The organism is Luteococcus sp. Sow4_B9, assembly GCF_052116585.1.
In the GTDB taxonomy this organism is placed as follows: domain Bacteria; phylum Actinomycetota; class Actinomycetes; order Propionibacteriales; family Propionibacteriaceae; genus Luteococcus.
In genome coordinates, this window is sequence record NZ_JBQKKT010000001.1 from 87,937 (window position 1) to 106,490 (window position 18,554).

An 18,554-nucleotide genomic window follows, 5' to 3' on the forward strand; every position below is an offset into this window, starting at 1 on the left:
GCGACGATCCTGTCACGGCTTGGTGGGCGCAGAGGGACTCGAACCCCCGACACCCTGCTTGTAAGGCAGGTGCTCTAACCAACTGAGCTATGCGCCCCGACGTCGTCGCCCATTAAAACACGACAACGCGGTCTGTCGGCCCACTCGGGGCCGACGTCGTGGCATCACGCCATGGCTGCCTTGACCAGTCCGGAGACCGTCTTTCCGTCGGCGCGTCCCTGGGTGCGATTGCTGACGGCCTTCATGACCTGCCCCATCTGGCGCATCGTTGGCTTCTCGCCGTTGGGGCCGCTGGCTGCCGCAATCTCCTCGGCGACAATGGCACGAAGCTCCTCCTCGTCCATCGCCTCGGGCAGGTAGCGCGCGAGGAATTCGGCCTCGCAGGTCTCCTTGGCGGCCAACTCGGGGCGGCCACCCTGTGCGTAGGCCTCGGCGGAGTCCTTGCGCTTGTTGACCTCCTTGGTGACCACGCCGATCTCCTCGGCATCGGTGAGCTCCCGCGCGGCAGCACCGGCCACCTCTTCGGTGTGGATGGCGGTCAGGGCCATCCGGATATTGCTCTTGGCGGCCTCGTCACGTGCCTTCATGGCAACGACGAGATCGGCCTTGAGCTGGTACTTGAGTGCTCCCACGGTGGATTCCTTTCGTCCGAGGGGCAATTCTACTCACCGCTCGACGGTGCCTGACCGTTCGCCAGCTGTTGCGGCCGCGGCACGCCGGGGCGCCGGTCCCGTCCCGGTGGCAGCGCGGGGGTCAGCAGCTTCCCAGCGCTGGAGTGAGGCATTCCATCCGGCCGGGAGCCCGAACAGGGCTTCGACTGGGCCGCGCCGCACAAGACGTTCCAGCAGCAGGGCCGTCGCGGAGATCACGGCGACCCCCAGTGCCGGATACAGGACGGCCAACGGCCCGAGCAGCGTGGCCAGGCGCTGGGGGAATCCGGTCTGCGCGTCGAGCCACATCCACAGGGCCAGCAGGGGAGGGTGCATCACGTAGATGGCCAGGGTGTGACGACCAACCCAGGCGAGCCAGTGCATGGGACGCAGCAGAACGCACCACAGCACCACGGCGCCCATCATGAACAGGCCCTTGCCGAGGTTGCCGAACAGCCAGGTGAGCTGGATCCCGGCGGTCGGGAGGTTTGGGACCAGACCGATCACCTTCGGCACCGCCAGCAGTGCGATGCCGGCCACCAGGAGGGCCCAGGGCTTCTCAGCTGCCACGCGCTTGAGCAAGGGGGCGGCGTAGACACCCACGGCGAAGTAGATCGCCAGATAGGGCACCTTGAGCGCAATGTTCTCGCCTGGGACGATGAACAGGGTCAGGGCGGTCAGCAGAGCCAGCACGATGGCGGGGTGCACGCCCCGCAGCAGGTGCAGGACCACCATGTAGGTTGCCAGGGCAAAGACGTACCACAACGGTGTCTGGGGGGCGACGAGCTGCTGCAGCCAGTCCAGCCCCGGACGGACCTGGCCGGCCTCGGCGACGCCCAGGATCGGCATGACAAGGGCATAGACCGTGAGCCACACCACATACAGCCAGTAATTCGCCGCAGCACCCCTCAGTGCGGCGCGGCCGCGAGTGAGTTTCCCGGAAGCCAGCATGCCGGAGAGCATCAGCAGCAGGGGCATCCGGATGCCACCGACGACGTCATTCAGACGCGTCCACAGGTCGGCCTTCATCGTCGGGGATTCCAGGTGGGGCAGGTGCCACAGGACCACGTGGTAGAGGACGACCAAGAGGACGCAGGCGCCACGGGTCATGTCGATCCACGGCTGTCGCGCGGGCTTCTGGGGGTGGGTCATCGCATGCCTTTCCGCAGCTGTCGAATTCAACATCTCAACCAGCCCGCAGCTATGGCAGCGGTCATATTCTTGGTGCCTTCTCAGCTGGGCAAGGGAATCCTTTGCGCCTCGAAACCGGAATGGGGGCGTCGGGGAGCGGGGGCGGTAGACTCCGTTGACGTGGCTCTTGCAGATCTTCCCGACGTACTGAACTCACTCGAGGCTTCACTGAAGCAGATCGAGGCCGTCCTCGACCCTGAATCCAAGAAGGTCGAGATTGCCGAACTCGAGCAGCAGGTCTCTGCGCCAGACCTGTGGGATGACCAGGCGAACGCGCAGCGAGTCACCTCCCGCCTGTCCGCGCTGCAGTCCGACGTCGAGCGTCTGGACGAGCTTCACACGCGGCTCGAGGAGGCCGCACTGATGGTGGAGATGGCGCAGGAGGAGAGTGACGCCGACGCGGCGGCCGATGTCCAGAAGGAGATCGACAAGCTGACGCAGGACATCCAGGCGTTGGAGATTCGCACCTTGCTCTCCGGCGAGTACGACGAGCGCGATGCCGTGGTGACCATTCGCGCTGGCGCTGGCGGCGTCGATGCCGCAGATTTCGCGGAGATGCTCCTGCGCATGTACACCCGATGGGCCGAGCGCAATGGCTTTGGCGTCAAGGTGATGGACACCTCGTATGCGGAGGAGGCAGGACTGAAGTCGGTGACCTTCGAGATCAGTGGTCCGTTCGCCTACGGCACCCTGTCGGTCGAAGGTGGCACCCACCGCCTGGTGCGCATCAGCCCCTTCGACAATCAGGGGCGTCGTCAGACCTCCTTCGCGGCCGTGGAGGTCATCCCCCTCATTGAGGACACGGACCATATCGAGGTCCCGGAGTCCGAGATTCGCGTCGATGTCTTCCGTTCCTCGGGCCCTGGAGGTCAGTCGGTGAACACCACTGACTCCGCGGTCCGCATCACCCACCTGCCAACGGGCCTGGTGGTCTCCATGCAGGACGAGAAGAGCCAGATCCAGAACCGTGCCGCGGCCATGCGAGTGCTGCAGTCGCGCCTTCTCCTGCTGAAGAAGCAGGAGGAGGACGCCAAGAAGAAGGAGCTGGCGGGCGACGTCAAGGCGAGCTGGGGTGACCAGATGCGTTCGTACGTCCTCAACCCCTACCAGATGGTCAAGGACCTGCGCACCAACTACGAGGTGGGCAATCCGGAGTCGGTCTTCGACGGTGAGATCGATGGCTTCATCGACGCCGGGATCCGCTGGCGCATGAAGGGCGAGGACGACTCCTGAGGTCTGGACTCGTAGGACAAGCAGTGACACACGTCGGGCAGCTGAACTTCGGCTGCCCGACGTGTGTCACTGCCAGCCCACGCACCAGCGCGCCCTAGACTCGTCGGCGGCCGTCCTGAGCACTGGCTCAGACCTTCCCCAAGACGCGGCCGAGGACAATCGTGATCACCTTCGACGACGTCACCAAGATCTACGACGGGCAGAGCAGGCCAGCCCTCAAGAACGTCAACGTGCAGATCGACAAGGGCGAATTCGTCTTCCTGGTGGGCCAGTCGGGCTCCGGGAAGTCCACCTTCGCGCGCCTTGTGCTGCGCGAGTTCCGGCCGACGATGGGCAGTGTGCACGTCGCGGGCAAGGATCTGGGACGCTTGCGGAGCTGGAAGGTGCCAGCCCTGCGCCGGCAGATCGGCACCGTCTTCCAGGACTTCCGGCTGCTGCCCGGCAAGTCCGTGCACGAAAATGTCGCTTTCGCCCTCCAGGTGATCGGGCGCCCCAACAGCGAGATCAAGCAGGTGGTCCCCGAGACGCTGGAGATGGTCGGGCTTTCCGGCAAGGGACACCGGCTTCCGGAGGAGCTGTCCGGCGGTGAGCAGCAGCGCGTCGCGATTGCCCGCGCATTCGTGAACCGCCCGCAGATCCTGCTGGCCGACGAGCCCACCGGCAACCTCGATCCCGCCACCAGCGTCGGCATCATGAAATTGCTCGATCGGATCAACAAGACCGGGACCACCGTGGTGATGGCCACCCATGACTCCACCATCGTCGACCAGATGCGCCGCCGAGTGATCGAGCTCGATGCCGGCACCGTGGTCCGCGACCAGACCAAGGGCGTCTACGGAAGCGCCTGAGCGCGCCCGAGCCCGGAAGGAACCAACGATGCGTCACACACTCCGCGAGACCTGGTCTGGTCTTCGCCGCAATGCCTCCATGACACTGGCGGTCATCGTCACGATGTGGGTCAGCCTGAGCCTGTTCGGGGCCGGCCTGATGACCATGCAGCAGGTCGATCTGATCAAGGGCAAGTGGTACGACAAGATCGAGATCAGCGTCTTCATGTGCGTCAAGGACTCCCAGGGAGGCATGTGCGAATCCGGCAAGGATGTCACCGACGCCCAGCGCGCCGAGATCAAGAAGCGGCTGGAGGCCAATCCGGAGGTCCAGCAGGTCTTCTACGAGAGCAAGGAGGAGGCCTACGAGGAGTTCAAGAAGACCTTCTCCGATTCGCCGATCCTCGAGACGCTCACGGTTGACCAGATGCAGGATTCCTACCGGGTGAAGCTCAAGGACGCGGCCCAGTACGCAGGCGTCGTCGACGAGGCCCGCGTGCTGCCGGGCGTGCAGAATGTCCAGGACCTGCACACGGTGCTTGACCCCCTATTCAACTGGTTGAACGCCCTCAAGTGGGGGACCATCGGCATGAGTGCACTGCTGCTGTTGGCGGCGGCCCTGCAGATCGGCAACACGATCCGGATGGCCGCCTTCAGCCGTCGGCGGGAGCTGGGGATCATGCGTCTGGTGGGTGCGTCCAACACTTACATCATGCTGCCCTTCCTCCTGGAGAGCCTCGTGGCAGGCGTCATTGGAGCTGCGCTGGCGTGTGCGACGCTGGCCTTCGGCTACTGGTCCGTCATCGTCAAGAACGCTGAAGTCTCGATCAAGGCTTTACGGTGGATCACGTGGCAACACGCGGGGATGGCCATGGTCGGGGTTGCATTGGTGGGAATCCTGCTGTCTATCATTCCCACGCTGTTCGCAACTAGGAAGTACCTGAGAACCTGAGGCCCCCGAATTCAGGTCCAGGGCTGGAACGAGGTAGAGCGTGACGAGGCTGACCCCCGAGTGCCGTAGTTCGGCTGTCTTTCGTGGACCCCGACGGGCGGTGGGAGCTGCACGCATCACGGTGGCGGCCCTCGCGGCCCTCACGCTGGGGCTGGGGCAGGTTCCGACGGCGGCAGCCGACGACCTGACCGATGAGCGCGACCGGCTCAAGGGCCAGATCGCCGCCTCCCAGGAAAACCTGCAGGACTTCTCCGCCGAGCTGAACCAGGCCGCCGAGACATTGGCCAGTTCCCAGGCGGAGCTTGGCGCGGCCCAGGCCGCCCTGACCCAGGCGCAGAGCCAGCGAGCCGCCGCCCAGGCCGAGGATGCTCGCCTTGCCGCGGCACTCGAGACTGCTCGTGCGGATCTGGCCGAGGCGAAGCGTGAGGTCGCCGCGAACCAGAAGAAGGTCGACGAAGAGGCCCGCCTGATCGGGGCCAGCGTCCGCGAGACGCACCAGCAGAACACCGAACTGGTGGGCATCGCGGCCTTCGTGACCGACATCAACACCAGTGACGTCCACCAGACCATGCAGTGGTCGATGACGATCTTCAACGCCACCCAGGCCCAGATGGACCGCCTGCAGACACTCCAGATGAAGTTGGAGGCTGCGCGTGAGGCGATGGCAGAGGCCGAGGCCCGCGTTGCAGCCGAGCGCTCGGCCGCTGCGGACCAGTTGGCAGCCACTCGCTCCGCCGAGGCCGCCGCCGACGACGCGGCTGCTGCCGTGGCCACCCTGGTGAAGAGTCATGCCGCCGCAGAGGCGGCGGCCGCCGAGAAGGTGGCGGCCGAACAGAAGCACCAGGCAGCCCTGGCGGCTGAGACCCGCAATGTGGAGACTCGCATCGCCGAGCGGATCGCGGCGCAGCGCGCTGCCGAGGCGCGGGCTGCCGCAGAGGCGAGGGCGCGCGAACAGGCTGCCGCCAAGGCTCGCCAGGAGGCGGCAGCAGCTGCCCGCGCCGCGCAGGAGGCGGCTCGCCGCAAGGCCAGCGATGCGAGCCAGAAGGCCGCTGAGGCGCGCAAGAAGGCCGCAGTTGCCGAACGTGCGAGCAGCACCGCTCGCACGTCGACGCCGAAGACCGCCGTCGATTCCGGCAGGGGTCGCTGGGCAGCCCCGGTGAGCGGGCCGGTCACCTCGCGGTTCGGACAGCGTCTGCACCCGGTGCTGAAGATCTGGAAGCTGCACGACGGCATGGACTATGGCGCGGCCTGCGGTGCCCCGATGGTCGCTCCGAAGTCGGGTGTGGTGACGGAGCGCTACTACAACGCCGGCTACGGCAATCGCCTGATCATCGATCACGGCCTGGTCAATGGCAAGTACATGACCACCAGCTACAACCACGCCACCCACTACGTGGTCTCCCCGGGGCAGCGGGTCAGCGCCGGCCAGGTGATTGGTTACGTCGGCACCACCGGTTACTCCACCGGCTGCCACCTGCACCTGATGGTCTGGGCGAACGGCAATCTGGTGAATCCCGCCAACTACTTCTGATCGAAGACCGTGCGGGGCGCTGTGCCCACGGAGGAAATGACTGGGATCCCGCCTCACCCGCGAGCTAGGGTGTGGCGGGATCGCCGTATCCTTGGCACGATCCAGCACGACCGTCCGGACAACAGCAGCAGGGGAGCAAGGTGCCACGCGAAAAGGGCCGCAAACTCATCGCCCAGAACAAGAAGGCCACGCATGACTACCACATTGGCCAGAAGTTCGAGGCGGGCATGGTGCTGACCGGCACCGAGGTGAAGAGCCTGCGCAATGGCCGCGCCTCCTTGGTGGACGCCTTCGCCACGATCGACGACGGTGAGGTCTGGCTGCGCAATGCTCACATCCCCGAGTACGCCTTTGGCACCTGGAAGAACCATGCGACCCGTCGCAACCGCAAGCTCCTGCTCAACCGACGTGAGATCGACAAGCTGGAACGTGAGATCGGCAATTCGGGACGCACCATCGTGCCGCTGAGCATCTACTTCAGCGACGGCTACGCCAAGGTGGAGATCGCTGTCGGCACGGGCAAGAAGGACTGGGACAAGCGCCAGACCATCGCCGAGCGCGACATGCGTCGGGACATGGAACGAGACCTGGCCGAGCGGAACCGGAAGCAGCGACGATGACCCGTCGGCCCCCACGTCTGCTGCTCGGCACCATTGCGCTGGTCCTGTGGCTGTTGTCAGTGGCCGGGGCAGTGCCTGCTCACGCCCTGTCGGACCAGATCGACTCTTGGAAGATCGACTACAGCGTGGGGCGTGACGGGCGGGTGAAGGCCACCGAGACGCTGGTCTACCGCTTCGGCAATGTTGGCCGGCAGCAGGGCATTACGCGCAGTTTCGTGGTGCGCGAGGACCACGACGACGAGCACGATGCCGTCTACGACATCGAGAACATCCAGGTCAGCAGTCCCGACGCGTCGGCCGAGTTCACCCGCCAGTTGGAGGAGCAGGGCCGGGTGGAATTCCTGACCCTGCGGATCGGGACCCCGGGCCGGTACATCCAGACCAGCACGGCCACCTACACGATCAGCTACGAGGTGACTGGGGCGATTCGCAGCTCGTCGGGCTACGACGAATTCTACTGGGATGCCATCAGCGGCGAGACACCACCGGTGCGCGACATCACGGTGACCGCGCAGGTGCCCGGCGGTGTGCAGGACGTGTCCTGTTCCAGCACCGCACCGGGTCAGCGGAGCGAGTGCTCCTCCTCGCAGCTGGCCGATGGTCGGGCCACCTGGACTCAGGACTTCAAGCAGCCCGGCGAGGTCCTGACCATCGCTGCCAAGATCAAGCCGGGGTTGGTGGCCGACAACACGCCACACCTGGTGACCCGCGGTGATGCGGCAGAACGGCTTGCCCAGCAGGCGGGCATGGGGCTGACGGGTCTCAGCGCGCTGCTCTCCCCGCTGTTCGGCTGGCTGTGGTGGCGCCGTCGGGGTCGCGACCTGCGCTATGAGGGACTGCCGCCGGGCGTGATCCCCGGACCGGGGGAACGAGTCCGGCAGAAGCCGTCGGGGCCCATCGAGATCCCCGTGGCCTTCTCCCCGCCGAAGATCAGTGTGGCCGAGGCCGGATTCCTGGCCGACGGCCAGATCGACACCAAGGAGACCACCGCCACCCTGGTGGACCTTGCGGTCAGGGGCGCCGTCTGGCTCTCGAATGATTCGGGCTCGACGCGCGTCGGACTGGTGGACTACTCCAAGGCATCGGAGCCGCATGAGCAGGTACTGCTGCAACGGCTCTTTGGTCGCCGGGGTGTCGACGAGGTGGACCTCTCCCGCCAGGGAAGCCTCTACCGGGCCCACACCGCGATGGTGTTGAGCGTGCGCAACCAGGTGGCTGGCCGCCGCTGGTTCACGTCACATCCGTCGCCGGCCGGTGCCGGACTGGGGTGCTCCGGCTTCCTGGTACTGGCCTTCGGCTGGTTCTTCCTGGGGGGTTCCCTGGGCGGTCTGTGGCTGCTGGCGCCCCTGGTGCCGATCGCCCTGACCTCCATGGTGGTGCGCTCCCGGATGCGACGGGGACAGCGCACCGGCGAGGGGCGCGCCTGGACCGACCAGATCGAGGGCTTCCGCACCTACCTGGCCACGGCCGAGGCAGACCAGCTGCGGTTCGAGGAGGGCGAGGACATCTTCTCCCGCTACCTGCCCTGGGCCATCCTGTTCGGGCTCGCTGAGCGATGGGCGGACCTGTGCGCCGAACTGGTGCGGATGGGTCGGCTGAGTGCCGAGCCCCCGGTCTGGTACTACGGCCCCTATGACCAGTGGAACTTCTACGTGCTGACGAATTCCCTGAGCACCATCGACCACTCGGCAGCACCGCCGATGTCGATGTCCCCGTCGATCGGCACCTCCGGAACCGGTTTCGGCGGGGGTTCCGCCTTCGGCGGTGGTGGCGGCGGCTTCTCCGGCGGTGGCGGCGGTGGAGGCGGCGTCGGCAGCTGGTGACGTGGGCGCAGGAGGCTGACGCGGCCGCACCTGTGGCAGGCTTGCACCATGACTGAAAAGCCTGAAATCGACTTCCCCGAGGGTCCGGCCCCCACCGACCTCGAAATCACCGACCTCGTCGTGGGCGACGGCCCCGAGGCCAAGGCCGGCATGGCCGTGGCCGTGCACTATGTGGGCGTCGCCTACTCCACCGGCGAGGAGTTCGACTCCAGCTACGGCCGTGGCCCGCTCCAGTTCCACCTGGGTGCAGGCCAGGTCATCTCCGGCTGGGACACCGGCATCCAGGGCATGAAGGTTGGTGGCCGACGCAAGCTCGTCATTCCCGCCCATCTGGCCTACGGCGATCGTGGAGCTGGCGGCGTGATTGCCCCGGGCGAGACCCTCATCTTCGTGTGCGACCTGCTCGGCGTGCGCTGATCCAGCCCTCCTTGAGCAGAAGATCGGGGCCGGTTCAGGGCCGGCCCCGATGTGCTCGGCGGCTCTCGCGCGTCAGACTGGGGCCATGCCCAGCACAGCCACGAAACCCGGAACCAGACTCATGTCCGCCTTCGAGCACCCGTCCCTCAACCTGCCCGTCACCCAGGAGCAGCGCGAACGAAGCCTGGAGTACCTGCAGGGCGCCTATGCAGAGGGCCGGCTGACCATCTATGAGTTCGACTCCCGCGCCGGAACGGTGCTCTCCGCCACCACACGTCGAGAACTGAACCAGGCCTTCACCGGTCTGGCCCGTGTGCCCGTGGGCACCGGGGCAACACTCCTTGGTCGGCGTCGCTCCTCGGGGCCGGGAGCCGGGGCCAGGGTCGGTGCGACGGTGGCCCACCTGAGCGGTCTCGGCAGCTTCGTCGTCGGGCCTGCAGTCGTCTATGCGATGGCCCCGCACGGAGGTTACGCACGCCGGGAGGCCGCCAAGGCCTTCAACTTCCAACTGGTCTCCCTCGTGGTGCTCGCAACGCTGTCGATCTTCCTCGACGGCTTCCTGGGTGGAGCCCTTCTGGGCGTGGCCGGCTTTGCCTGGCTGATGCTGACCATCGCGGGCGTTGCCCATGCCGGTTCTGGCGATGACTGGCGCAACCCCGTCTCCAGGGTCGTGCCGCTGCGCTTGCTCGACGAGGGCGATCCGGTGGGGCGTGGCCCCAAGCAGCTCGGGCGCTGACCATCCGCTGGGCATCCGTGCCGCGTCGGCACGGGGTCACAGGAATATTCGGTGGCGCGGGCAGCGTTCAACGGGTAATCTTGTACAACCGGCTTGTTGGTGCAGGTCGGCGTACAACTCAACAGGGGGTGACTGGTTTCGACTTGGGACGGTAGTTCCAGGGGAAGCGGGCCGTGAATCCAGGGTCAACACGTAAATGTTCCCCGGAAACCTATAACTGCCGACACCAATCGCGCAGACTTCGCTCTCGCTGCCTGAGCAGTGACCGAAGGGTCAGCCCGGATGTAGCCTTCCGTCCGGTTCCTGGCCTCATCAAGGAGGCTTGCTGATCGACCTGTGTGTCAGGGGTCGATCGGGACTCAACTGATACTGGGCCTGTCCACGACGTGCTGCAGAGAGCGTGGGGGCCGAGAAAAGCATCAACCGCAGCTGCGCCCGGAGAAGACCTGGTTCGCCTCTTGAGGACGCGGGTTCAATTCCCGCCACCTCCACCAATTCCCGTTCGCGGGAATCCGATTCATCCTGTTGTCAATGATGGCCGCTCCTTCTGGGGGCGGCCATTGTTGGTTTTGGTCTCACACCTGTGGCAGCCAGCCAGCAGCCTCGTCAGGTTCCATGAGAGGAGTCACCCAGTAGTCGAGATGGACGTCCTTGAGCTTCTTCCAGATCGGCTGCGTGGGGTCACGCGGGCTCGCGGTTGCCACCAGGACGTCGGGGCCGTGGATTGCCAGGCGTTCACGGCAGACGCCGCAGGGGCTCAGCACCAGGTATCGCCCGTCTGTGTGCCGTGACAGACAGATCGAAGCGACGATGCGCTGGCCCAATCGGTACGCGGCGCAGAACGGCTCCGTTTCATGGCATAGTTCGACGCTCGAGTTGACAACATCGGGCGCGGTCCCGATCAGGATGGTTCCGTCGGCCAGCAACATGGCAGCTGCGCCTAGATAAGGCTGATCGGCGGGGTAGCGGGTTTCGATGAAGTCCTGACACCGGTCCCGCAGCTCGTCGAGGGAAAGATCGAGATGGGGGCTCATGAGTCTTGATGCTACAGAGCCCTCGCTGGTAGCGAATCAGCACCCGCGCAGCGAACCGTCCATCGAATGATCGGGTGCGCGCGCCGCCACGAGTTCGACACAGGCGCCTTGGACTCCACCATTCCCGTTCGCGGGAATCCGATTCAGCCTGTTGTCAACGATGGCGGCTCCTGCAGGAGCCGCCATTGTTGCACCCGGCCCGGGTTGGGATGTGAGACGGCTGAGCGTCGTGTGTGTCAGTCAGGCGAGAGTACTTCGAGTCTTTGACGTCGATATCACCGTCGGCATGATTGACGTCGATATAGAAGTCACGTACTATGACTTTCATATCGGAGTCATGTTCGTGGGTGGAGTGCTGCATGCGATACGAAGGCAGGGTCTCGAGTCGGGAGTCGCTGGGGCGCATGCTGCAGCAGGCTCGCCTGGTGGCTGGCCTGACGCAGCGTGAACTTGCGGCGCAACTCGGGACCACACAGAAATACATCTGGGAACTCGAGGCGGGTAAGCCGTCCATCCTCATGGACCGGCTGTTTGCCGCCATGGAGGCGACAGGCTTGGAACTCACGGCCACCATCACCGTTCCTGATGATGGTGCCTCCGGTGAGGTCGGCCATGGGTGACCTCGTCATTGAGCTCTATGGCCAGCGTCTCGGCTGGCTGCGCGGTGACTGGCGCACCTTCGATCTGATCCCGGATCCTGCTGCTGCGCTGCATTTCGGCCTTGATGCCACCGTGATGTCGCTCGCCGTTCCCCTTCAGTTGCGCCCGACTCGATCGCGGGCGGCACTGCGGCGCAACTTTTTCGCAGAGCTGTTGCCGGAAGGGAGAATGCGCACGCGACTGGCGCAGATCGCCGGTGTGCAGGAACACGACGTGATCGAGTTGCTCCGTCGCTTCGGGCGGGATGTGGCCGGCGCTCTCCAGATCTGGGATCCAGAGGTGCCCGGTGAGCCCAAGAGCCCCCGGCTCGAGCCGGTCGAGGAAGCCGACGTGGCTCGCATGCTGGCCGCTGTTTCGGAGGAGCCGCTCGGAAACAAGCCGATCGGTGGCAAGACGTCGCTGGCCGGTGTCCAGGATAAAATCGTCTTGGCTCGCAGCGTCGACGGTGTGTGGAATCGGGTGGTCGATGGAGCGCCATCCACTCACATCCTCAAGCCGCTCCACGCTCGGTATCCCACGTTGATCTACGACGAGGAGTACGGGGCTCGCCTGTCGCGCGCCCTCGGCTTGACCAACTACGCCACGTGGGTCGAAGAGTTCGAGGGCATCCCGGCCGTGGTGATCGAGCGCTATGACCGTGACCCTTCGGCTCCTCAAGGGCGTGTGCATCAGGAGGATGGCAGCCAGGTCCTTGGTGCGTCCGGTGTCCAAAAGTATCAGCGCGAAGGTGGCGTGGTCACCTTGGAGCGGCTGGCGAAGGCATTCCGTGGTGCGGGCGGTCCCTCGATGGTGGAGGCGCTGTTCCGGCAACTTGTGGTGGCAGTGGCCGTCGGGAACCTCGATATGCATGCCAAGAACATCTCGGTGCTCCATCCGCCCGACGGATCCTGTCGGGTGGCTCCGGTCTACGACATGGTGCCGCAGACCCACTTGCCCACCGATGGGGAACTGGCCCTGGCTGTGAATGGCGTGTATCGGCATGCCTCGGTGGCAGGCGCTGATCTGGTGGCCGAGGGCGAGGGATGGGGGATCATCGACGCCGCCGCGCTCACAGCGACGATGCTCACCGACCTCGCTGCTGCAATCAACGAAGAAACGCCGCTGCCGGGAGCTCACCCCGGCTTGGTCGACGAGATCGGTAGCTTCGTCGAGAAACTGCGCCGGGGGTGATGTACGGCTTCCTGCTGACCGTTCTGCATCGCGGGGCGGGCGATCAGGAGCAGATGCCCGCGTGCCACCACGAGTTCGACTCGTGCCCCCTGAGCTCCATAAATACCCGTTCGCGGGAATCCGAATCATCCTGTTGGCTGCGATGGCCGCCCGATTGTGGGTGGCCATCGTTGCGCTTGCACGCGACACCCTCCGTGTGAAGCGCGAACTGTTGTCTCGGTGCTACTCGATCAATCTCTTGGCAGACGTCACAAGGGGCGGTAGTCACCTAAGGGGTGGCTATGGCGTGGGCTCGCGGTGCCAGACGGCTGGCGTCGTGGTCGTGATAGGCACCAGACCAGCGCGCTGAAGGATCGGGCGCGAGAATTCCGTGCAATCGGATTGCAGGAATCGGTATCCCCGCTGTTGGGCGGACTCGGCGCGGGCCGCGGTGAGGGCACGGTACAGGCCCTTGCCTCGATGTTCTGCCTCGCACGCTCCGCCCCAGAGACCAGCGAACTCGGTGCCGACGACGAAATCGATGCGACCGAGCAGACGATCTGCCCCTCCGGCCCACGGACGAACCACATCTCAAAGGACTCGGGGTCCTTCTCCCATCGGGCGACCAAGGCCTCGCCGAGCGTCGCCGAATCCGCGGGAGTGTCGCCAAAGACCCGCCCGGCGAGCGCCTCGGCTTCGCGGATCTCGTCGGCGGAGGTTGCCCGGATGACGCCATAGCCGGCGGGGATGGGATCGGCAGCCTCGATCGCCGACTCGACGGTTCCGGCCATGACTGTCTCCTGCTCTTCGAACTCGAAGCCGCGCTGCGTGAGCAGGTCCACCAAGTCGGGAAGATCGTCGTGTCCGCGGGTCTTCCACTTCACCTGGGTGATGCGTGTGTCGTCGACGTAGTGGGCCAGTGCCGCGTCGATCAGCGCCGCCAGGTCCATCTCCTTGGGAATGGAGCGATAGGTCAGAAAGCCGCGTCCCCGCTCGGGCCAAGTCGCTGCCAGCAGCGGTCCGATGCGTGACACTTCAGGCGCCTCGGCCACCTCAGCTTCATCGCGCAGCTGGGTGTCGTACAGGTGGAGCAGCGGTTCGGAATCCATGCGGCTGAGCATAGGAGCTCGAGCCATCAGGCGCGACGGAGTTTGCGTCTCCCAAGCTGCGAGGCCGCCAGCGGGCCCGGCAACGCAGCAGCAGATGCTCGCGTAGCGCCAAAAGTTCGACACATACCCCCTGAGCTCCACCCCTGTGACACCAAGGCCGGGGCCGCTGATGCGGTCCCGGCCTTGGTGTGTTTGCGGGGGTGAACCACGACAGCGTATGCGTGATCATGTAGCCGGTGGACGAGTCGATTGGATGCCCTGCTGGCTCACAGATCGATGTGCATGTCGAAGTTGGGTACGGCCACTGCGTGGACTGTGTTCTCCAGATTCTCGGCGTCGACGACGAATCCGAGGCGCTCGAGGGCTGGGCGGGCAGCTCGGCTCGCATGGGTCGTGATGGAGCGGAACTCGCGTCTGCGTGCCTCAGCCAGGATCGCAGCCACGAGCTGGCGTGCGACACCTCTGCCCCCTGCCTGGGGATGGACGAAAAGCATGTCCAGCTCGCCATCCGCAGTGAGGTCGGCGAAGCCTACGATGATTCCGTCCTGCTCGGCGACCACGGTCCAGGCGGCGCTACGGTTGTGGTTCCACCGCGCCAGATCAATCTCTGTGCCCGCCCAAGCCTGGACCTGGTCATGGTCATAGTGCTGCGCGGCAGTGACGCGGATGGCTGCTTGGTACACCCCAGCAGTCGATCCAGCGTCGTGGGGGCGATAGGGTCGAAGCGCGAGCGTTGTCACGGGGACATCGTCGCGGATCAGCGCCCGTAATGGTAACGGCAAGCGGCGATGCGGATCTCTTCACCAACGACCTTGTAGACCAAGCGGTGCTCGTCGCTGATCCGTCTCGACCAGTAGCCGGACAGGCCATGCTTGAGCGCTTCGGGTTTTCCGATGCCCTCGTTGCCGTTGCGGGCTATGTCCTTGATGAGCTGGTTGATGCGCCTCAGCGTGCGGCGATCCTCTGTCTGCCACCACAGGTAGTCCTCCCAGGCAGTCTCATCCCAGACGAGGATCACTGCTCAGTCCTCGACGAGGTCGCGCTGGGTTCCGCGGCCATGCTCCAGGTTGTCGATGGAATCCAAGAGACGACGCGCATTGGCGGGGGAGCGGAGGAGGTAGGCGGTCTCGCGCAAGGACTCGTAGTCGGCCAGGGAGACGATGACGACGGGCTCGTGACCAGCGCGCGTGATGATGGTCTCCTCGCGGTTGTTGACGACGTCGTCGAGAACCTGCGCGTAATTGGCGCGTGACTCCGTGTAGCTGAGTGTCTTCATGATCCGCCTCCTGTACGTAAAACTGTACGCTGACAGTGATCTGAGATCAACCGTCCTGGATCAGGCAGCGTAGGAGCAGGTGATCTCGTAGGGCCAGGAGTTCGACACATGCCCCCCTGAGCTCCACTGATTCCCGTTCGCGGGAATCCGAAACCTCCTGCTGATGACGATGGCGGCTCCTTTGGAGCCGCCATCGTTGCGTTCCGCCCACCCCCGCGGTCACCGGATGCCGTAGAGCCGAGCCTGGGTCTGAAGGACCACGGCGCGCATGTCGCCCCGACGCAGTTGGGAGAGGGTCTCGATCGTGCTGGCCAGAGCGTCGGCCACTTCTCGGGCCGCACTCATCCCTGTTGCTTGGGCAGCCCTCGCGGCTGCGGACTCGTCACCGTCCAGCGGGGGCCGGTGGGAAGGCTCGACGGGCAGGTCGGTCTCCAGCAACAGCCGGTCGGCCGGCACCTGCCGTACATAGGCCCTACCGCGTTTGGCCTGCAGCATGTGGGGATGGACGGAGAGGTAGCCGCCCAGCTCCACCAGGCGGGTGAGCTCGTCGCTGGTGCCGGAGAAGCGGTGCACCACTGGCACGATCGCGGCGCGGGCCGCATCCAGCTCGGTGAGCAGGTCAAGCACATCGCTGGTCGAGCGGACCGCGTGGAGTGAGAGCACGTATGGCTCGTCGCCGGAGCCCTCTCGGGCCGCCTGCAGGACCAGGCCCAGGATCTGCCGGAGTACCCGTCGTTGCTGTGCGGGCGGGCAGTCCGTCGCTCGTCGTGGGCTGAAGTCCAGACCGATCTCGCCGACGAACCGGGTGCGGTGGATCTCCCGGGCGAAGAGGTCGAGCTGCTCGTCGGCGAACTGCTCGGAGCTGAGCTGCCACGGGTGGAGGCCGAGCGAGCAGAGCGGTGGGGAAGCACCCGCGGCCTCCAGCTCTGGGACCACGGCCATCAGCTCCTTGAAGGCGGATGGCGTCAAGGTCTGGGCGACGATCCGGACGTCGTGCCCGGCCAGGGCTGCCAGGAAATCACGTCGCAGCTGGACCCCGTCGAGGAAGTCGAAGTGGTGGTGGGTGTCCAGGAGAACGGGCATGGGACCAGTCCACCGGTCAGGGCCGGATCAGTCCAGCGGGACTCCCAGCAGGGGAGGGGCCGGGACCGGCTCAAGTCCAGCCAGACGCCGGATGACCAGCCCTGCCAGCATCTGGCCCATCACCGGCGGCATGTAACTCATGGACCCCAGCGTCTCGCTCTTGACGCGGCTGGTGGCGCGGTCCAACGGCACCGGTACTTCATTGGAGAAGAGCACTTCCAGGCTCTCGATCCCGCGCCGTCGGCACTCCTTGCGCATCACGCGAGAGACCGGACAGTTCCGGGTGCGGTGCACGTCGGCGAATTCCAGCGTGGTCGGGTCCAGCTTGTTGGCCGCCCCCATGGAGGAGACCAGCGGCACCCCACGTTCTGCACACCAGCGGGCAATCGCGAGCTTCTGGGTGATCGTGTCGATGCAATCGATGACGTAGTCGGGACGAGGGCAGGCGTCCAGGGTTGCGGTGAGGTTCTGGGGATTGAGGAAGACCTGCTGGGCAACAGTGGTGCAGTCGGGATTGATCTGCGCCACCATCTCACGCATCACGTCCGCCTTGACCCGCCCCACCGTGGAGACGAAGGCGAGCGCCTGACGATTGATGTTGCTCTCCTCGATGACATCTCGGTCGAGCAGGACCAAGGAGCCCACGCCACCGCGGGCGAGGGCCTCGGCGGAGCTGGACCCCACACCGCCCAGTCCCAGCACCATCACCGTGGAATCGCCCAGGGCCTCCAGCCCCGAGGCGCCCAGAACCAGTCGGAGTCGGGAGAATCTCTCGCTCTGCGTCACTCACTGCTCCCTGCGTCGTGTGCTTGTTGCCAGGGGAAATCTAGTGCTTCCGGCCGCTGTCGCCGTCCACTGTGGGTGCCCGGCGCCCTGATTGCTGCTGAACTGCATGCAAGACTGGAGTGGTGAGGATGCCCAACCGCCCCCGTGCCGGCGAACTTCTGGTGGCGCGTGCAGGAGCGATGGACGACGACTGGCACCAGGCCGTGGTCCTCCTGCTCGACAGCGACGAGTCGGGTGCCCTTGGGGTGGTCCTCAACCGGCTGTCCAGCACCAGCCTCGAGGAGGTCCTCCCGCAGTGGCAGGAACTCGTCTGCCCGCCCCAGGAGCTCTTCGAGGGCGGGCCGGTCTCGCCCGGCGGTGCGGTCTGCGTCGCCAAGCCGGCCGACCCCCGAGAGGATCCACCCGGGTGGCGACGCGTGCACCAAGACCTGGGGCTGCTGCATCTGGACACACCCGTCGAGCTGGTCCGGGGAGCGTATGCGGACCTGCGAATCTTCGCCGGATACTGCGGTTGGGCTCCCGGCCAGCTGGAGACTGAACTGGTGCGCGGAGACTGGCACCGCGTTCCCGTGCGCGACGAGGACGTCTTCGGCGTGCGTCCGCACGACCTGTGGCGGCGCGTCCTGCGTCGTCAGGGCGGCGAGCTGGCCACATTCTCCACATGGACTGAAGATCCCGCGCTCAACTGAGGTCAGGCGGTCGAGCTGCTTTACCAAACCGTTACGATGGCGGCTGACGACCTGCCCGGTGGATGGTGCGGTCGGGGGGAGGGACCATGGTCGAGAGCAGTCATACGACGCCGCGGATCCTCGTTGTCGACGACGACGTGGCGCTGGCGGAGATGCTCCAGATGGTGCTGCAGAACGAGGGTTTCGAGACGAGCTGGTGCGCCACGGGCGACAAGGCTCTGGCTGCCTTCCGCGAACACTCGCCGGACCTGGTGCTGCTCGACCTGATGCTGCCGGGACGCGACGGGGTGGAGATCTGTCGCGAGATCCGCGCCGAGTCCGGCGTCCCCATCGTCATGCTGACCGCGAAGAGCGACACCGTCGACATCGTCACCGGACTGGAGGCGGGGGCCGATGACTACGTCAGCAAGCCGTTCAAGGCCAAGGAACTGGTGGCACGCATCCGAACCCGGTTGCGGCGCATGCCCGAAGGAGCCGGGATCGATCGGATCCAGATCGGTGACCTCAGCATCAGCCCATCGAGTCACGAGGTCTCCCGAGGAGACCAGCTGATCCAGCTCACCCCGCTCGAATTCGACCTGCTGCTGGCACTGGCCCGCAAGCCCCGGCAGGTCTTCAGCCGGGAGACCCTCCTGGAGGAGGTCTGGGGCTACCGCAATGCCAGTGACACACGTCTGGTCAATGTGCACGTACAGCGCCTGCGGGCCAAGGTGGAGCGTGATCCGGAGCATCCCCAGATCGTCGTGACGGTGCGAGGCGTCGGTTACCGTGCCGGCCATCCGAAGTGA

The 18,554-nt window shown here is 65.7% G+C and carries 21 protein-coding genes, 1 tRNA gene and 1 other RNA gene; 13 read left to right on the forward strand and 10 right to left on the reverse strand.

The window, feature by feature from the left end; translation table 11 throughout:
* Positions 1-20: 20 nt before the first annotated feature.
* The 3 genes from ACTQ49_RS00380 to ACTQ49_RS00390 all read right to left on the reverse strand — a co-directional run bounded on the left by ACTQ49_RS00380 (position 21) and on the right by ACTQ49_RS00390 (position 1,802).
* A tRNA-Val gene (locus ACTQ49_RS00380) sits at positions 21-97 on the reverse strand.
* Between the two features lie 67 nt (positions 98-164).
* A complete protein-coding gene (locus ACTQ49_RS00385; protein ID WP_441825863.1) occupies positions 165-632 on the reverse strand; it encodes a GatB/YqeY domain-containing protein in 468 nt (155 codons plus the stop codon).
* A 33-nt stretch (positions 633-665) separates the two neighbouring features.
* Positions 666-1,802: an acyltransferase family protein gene (locus ACTQ49_RS00390; RefSeq protein WP_441825864.1), complete on the reverse strand. Its 1,137-nt coding sequence runs from the start codon at positions 1,800-1,802 to the stop codon at positions 666-668.
* A gap of 159 nt (positions 1,803-1,961) precedes the next feature.
* Between ACTQ49_RS00390 and prfB the strand changes: the two genes are divergently transcribed.
* The 9 genes from prfB to ssrA all read left to right on the forward strand — a co-directional run bounded on the left by prfB (position 1,962) and on the right by ssrA (position 10,474).
* Positions 1,962-3,074 (forward strand): peptide chain release factor 2, encoded by a 1,113-nt coding sequence (gene prfB, locus ACTQ49_RS00395; RefSeq protein WP_441825865.1) that lies wholly within the window; start codon positions 1,962-1,964, stop codon positions 3,072-3,074.
* 161 nt (positions 3,075-3,235) lie between these two features.
* The gene (gene ftsE, locus ACTQ49_RS00400) at positions 3,236-3,922 is read left to right on the forward strand and encodes a cell division ATP-binding protein FtsE (RefSeq protein ID WP_441825866.1); all 687 of its coding nucleotides are present in this window, start codon (positions 3,236-3,238) and stop codon (positions 3,920-3,922) included.
* Between the two features lie 28 nt (positions 3,923-3,950).
* Positions 3,951-4,853, forward strand: coding sequence for a permease-like cell division protein FtsX (gene ftsX / locus ACTQ49_RS00405; RefSeq protein ID WP_441825867.1), 903 nt, complete (start codon positions 3,951-3,953; stop codon positions 4,851-4,853).
* A gap of 40 nt (positions 4,854-4,893) precedes the next feature.
* Complete coding sequence (locus tag ACTQ49_RS00410) at positions 4,894-6,384, forward strand: M23 family metallopeptidase (protein WP_441825868.1); 1,491 nt, start codon at positions 4,894-4,896, stop codon at positions 6,382-6,384.
* Positions 6,385-6,524: 140 nt separating this feature from the next.
* Positions 6,525-7,004, forward strand: coding sequence for an SsrA-binding protein SmpB (smpB, locus tag ACTQ49_RS00415; RefSeq protein ID WP_441825869.1), 480 nt, complete (start codon positions 6,525-6,527; stop codon positions 7,002-7,004).
* Complete coding sequence (locus ACTQ49_RS00420; protein ID WP_441825870.1) at positions 7,001-8,827, forward strand: DUF2207 domain-containing protein; 1,827 nt, start codon at positions 7,001-7,003, stop codon at positions 8,825-8,827. Before smpB ends, ACTQ49_RS00420 begins: the two co-directional genes overlap by 4 nt.
* A gap of 48 nt (positions 8,828-8,875) precedes the next feature.
* Positions 8,876-9,244 carry an FKBP-type peptidyl-prolyl cis-trans isomerase gene (locus ACTQ49_RS00425; protein ID WP_441825871.1) on the forward strand — a complete coding sequence of 123 codons (369 nt, stop codon included), beginning with the start codon at positions 8,876-8,878 and terminating at the stop codon, positions 9,242-9,244.
* Positions 9,245-9,329: 85 nt separating this feature from the next.
* Positions 9,330-9,980, forward strand: a complete 651-nt coding sequence (locus tag ACTQ49_RS00430) for a DUF1707 domain-containing protein (protein ID WP_441825872.1) — start codon at positions 9,330-9,332, stop codon at positions 9,978-9,980.
* 124 nt (positions 9,981-10,104) lie between these two features.
* Positions 10,105-10,474: a transfer-messenger RNA gene (gene ssrA, locus ACTQ49_RS00435) on the forward strand.
* 81 nt (positions 10,475-10,555) lie between these two features.
* Here ssrA and ACTQ49_RS00440 read toward each other — a convergent pair.
* On the reverse strand, positions 10,556-11,014 hold the full coding sequence (locus tag ACTQ49_RS00440; RefSeq protein ID WP_441825873.1) for a cytidine deaminase: 459 nt from the start codon (positions 11,012-11,014) through the stop codon (positions 10,556-10,558).
* Between the two features lie 359 nt (positions 11,015-11,373).
* Between ACTQ49_RS00440 and ACTQ49_RS00445 the strand changes: the two genes are divergently transcribed.
* Positions 11,374-11,634, forward strand: a complete 261-nt coding sequence (locus ACTQ49_RS00445; protein WP_441825874.1) for a helix-turn-helix domain-containing protein — start codon at positions 11,374-11,376, stop codon at positions 11,632-11,634.
* Entirely contained in the window at positions 11,627-12,844 is a 1,218-nt protein-coding gene (locus ACTQ49_RS00450) for a type II toxin-antitoxin system HipA family toxin (RefSeq protein ID WP_441825875.1), read from the forward strand. Before ACTQ49_RS00445 ends, ACTQ49_RS00450 begins: the two co-directional genes overlap by 8 nt.
* A 248-nt stretch (positions 12,845-13,092) precedes the next feature.
* On the opposite strand, the gene ACTQ49_RS00455 is transcribed toward ACTQ49_RS00450, so the two are convergent.
* From ACTQ49_RS00455 to ACTQ49_RS00480, 6 genes are all read right to left on the reverse strand, one after another.
* Positions 13,093-13,932, reverse strand: a complete 840-nt coding sequence (locus ACTQ49_RS00455; protein WP_441825876.1) for a hypothetical protein — start codon at positions 13,930-13,932, stop codon at positions 13,093-13,095.
* A 266-nt stretch (positions 13,933-14,198) separates the two neighbouring features.
* Positions 14,199-14,672 (reverse strand): GNAT family N-acetyltransferase, encoded by a 474-nt coding sequence (locus tag ACTQ49_RS00460; protein ID WP_441825877.1) that lies wholly within the window; start codon positions 14,670-14,672, stop codon positions 14,199-14,201.
* A 17-nt stretch (positions 14,673-14,689) separates the two neighbouring features.
* A complete protein-coding gene (locus ACTQ49_RS00465) occupies positions 14,690-14,950 on the reverse strand; it encodes a Txe/YoeB family addiction module toxin (protein ID WP_441825878.1) in 261 nt (86 codons plus the stop codon).
* Between the two features lie 3 nt (positions 14,951-14,953).
* Complete coding sequence (locus ACTQ49_RS00470) at positions 14,954-15,208, reverse strand: type II toxin-antitoxin system Phd/YefM family antitoxin (protein ID WP_441825879.1); 255 nt, start codon at positions 15,206-15,208, stop codon at positions 14,954-14,956.
* 219 nt (positions 15,209-15,427) lie between these two features.
* Entirely contained in the window at positions 15,428-16,291 is an 864-nt protein-coding gene (locus ACTQ49_RS00475) for a TatD family hydrolase (protein ID WP_441825880.1), read from the reverse strand.
* Between the two features lie 27 nt (positions 16,292-16,318).
* Positions 16,319-17,077: a tRNA threonylcarbamoyladenosine dehydratase gene (locus ACTQ49_RS00480; protein ID WP_441825881.1), complete on the reverse strand. Its 759-nt coding sequence runs from the start codon at positions 17,075-17,077 to the stop codon at positions 16,319-16,321.
* Between the two features lie 128 nt (positions 17,078-17,205).
* Here ACTQ49_RS00480 and ACTQ49_RS00485 point away from each other — a divergent pair, with 128 nt between their 5' ends.
* Positions 17,206-17,766 carry a YqgE/AlgH family protein gene (locus ACTQ49_RS00485; RefSeq protein WP_441826038.1) on the forward strand — a complete coding sequence of 187 codons (561 nt, stop codon included), beginning with the start codon at positions 17,206-17,208 and terminating at the stop codon, positions 17,764-17,766.
* An 86-nt stretch (positions 17,767-17,852) separates the two neighbouring features.
* Positions 17,853-18,554 carry an MtrAB system response regulator MtrA gene (gene mtrA, locus ACTQ49_RS00490; protein WP_441825882.1) on the forward strand — a complete coding sequence of 234 codons (702 nt, stop codon included), beginning with the start codon at positions 17,853-17,855 and terminating at the stop codon, positions 18,552-18,554.

Coding starts and splice junctions, on each gene's coding strand:
- ACTQ49_RS00390 (WP_441825864.1), bottom strand. CDS start 1,802: ATGACCCACCCCCAGAAGCCCGCGCGACAGCCGTGGATCGACATGACC.
- ftsX (WP_441825867.1), top strand. CDS start 3,951: ATGCGTCACACACTCCGCGAGACCTGGTCTGGTCTTCGCCGCAATGCC.
- ACTQ49_RS00420 (WP_441825870.1), top strand. CDS start 7,001: ATGACCCGTCGGCCCCCACGTCTGCTGCTCGGCACCATTGCGCTGGTC.
- ACTQ49_RS00425 (WP_441825871.1), top strand. CDS start 8,876: ATGACTGAAAAGCCTGAAATCGACTTCCCCGAGGGTCCGGCCCCCACC.
- ACTQ49_RS00430 (WP_441825872.1), top strand. CDS start 9,330: ATGCCCAGCACAGCCACGAAACCCGGAACCAGACTCATGTCCGCCTTC.
- ACTQ49_RS00440 (WP_441825873.1), bottom strand. CDS start 11,014: ATGAGCCCCCATCTCGATCTTTCCCTCGACGAGCTGCGGGACCGGTGT.
- ACTQ49_RS00445 (WP_441825874.1), top strand. CDS start 11,374: ATGCGATACGAAGGCAGGGTCTCGAGTCGGGAGTCGCTGGGGCGCATG.
- ACTQ49_RS00450 (WP_441825875.1), top strand. CDS start 11,627: ATGGGTGACCTCGTCATTGAGCTCTATGGCCAGCGTCTCGGCTGGCTG.
- ACTQ49_RS00455 (WP_441825876.1), bottom strand. CDS start 13,932: ATGGATTCCGAACCGCTGCTCCACCTGTACGACACCCAGCTGCGCGAT.
- ACTQ49_RS00470 (WP_441825879.1), bottom strand. CDS start 15,208: ATGAAGACACTCAGCTACACGGAGTCACGCGCCAATTACGCGCAGGTT.
- ACTQ49_RS00475 (WP_441825880.1), bottom strand. CDS start 16,291: ATGCCCGTTCTCCTGGACACCCACCACCACTTCGACTTCCTCGACGGG.
- ACTQ49_RS00485 (WP_441826038.1), top strand. CDS start 17,206: ATGCCCAACCGCCCCCGTGCCGGCGAACTTCTGGTGGCGCGTGCAGGA.
- mtrA (WP_441825882.1), top strand. CDS start 17,853: ATGGTCGAGAGCAGTCATACGACGCCGCGGATCCTCGTTGTCGACGAC.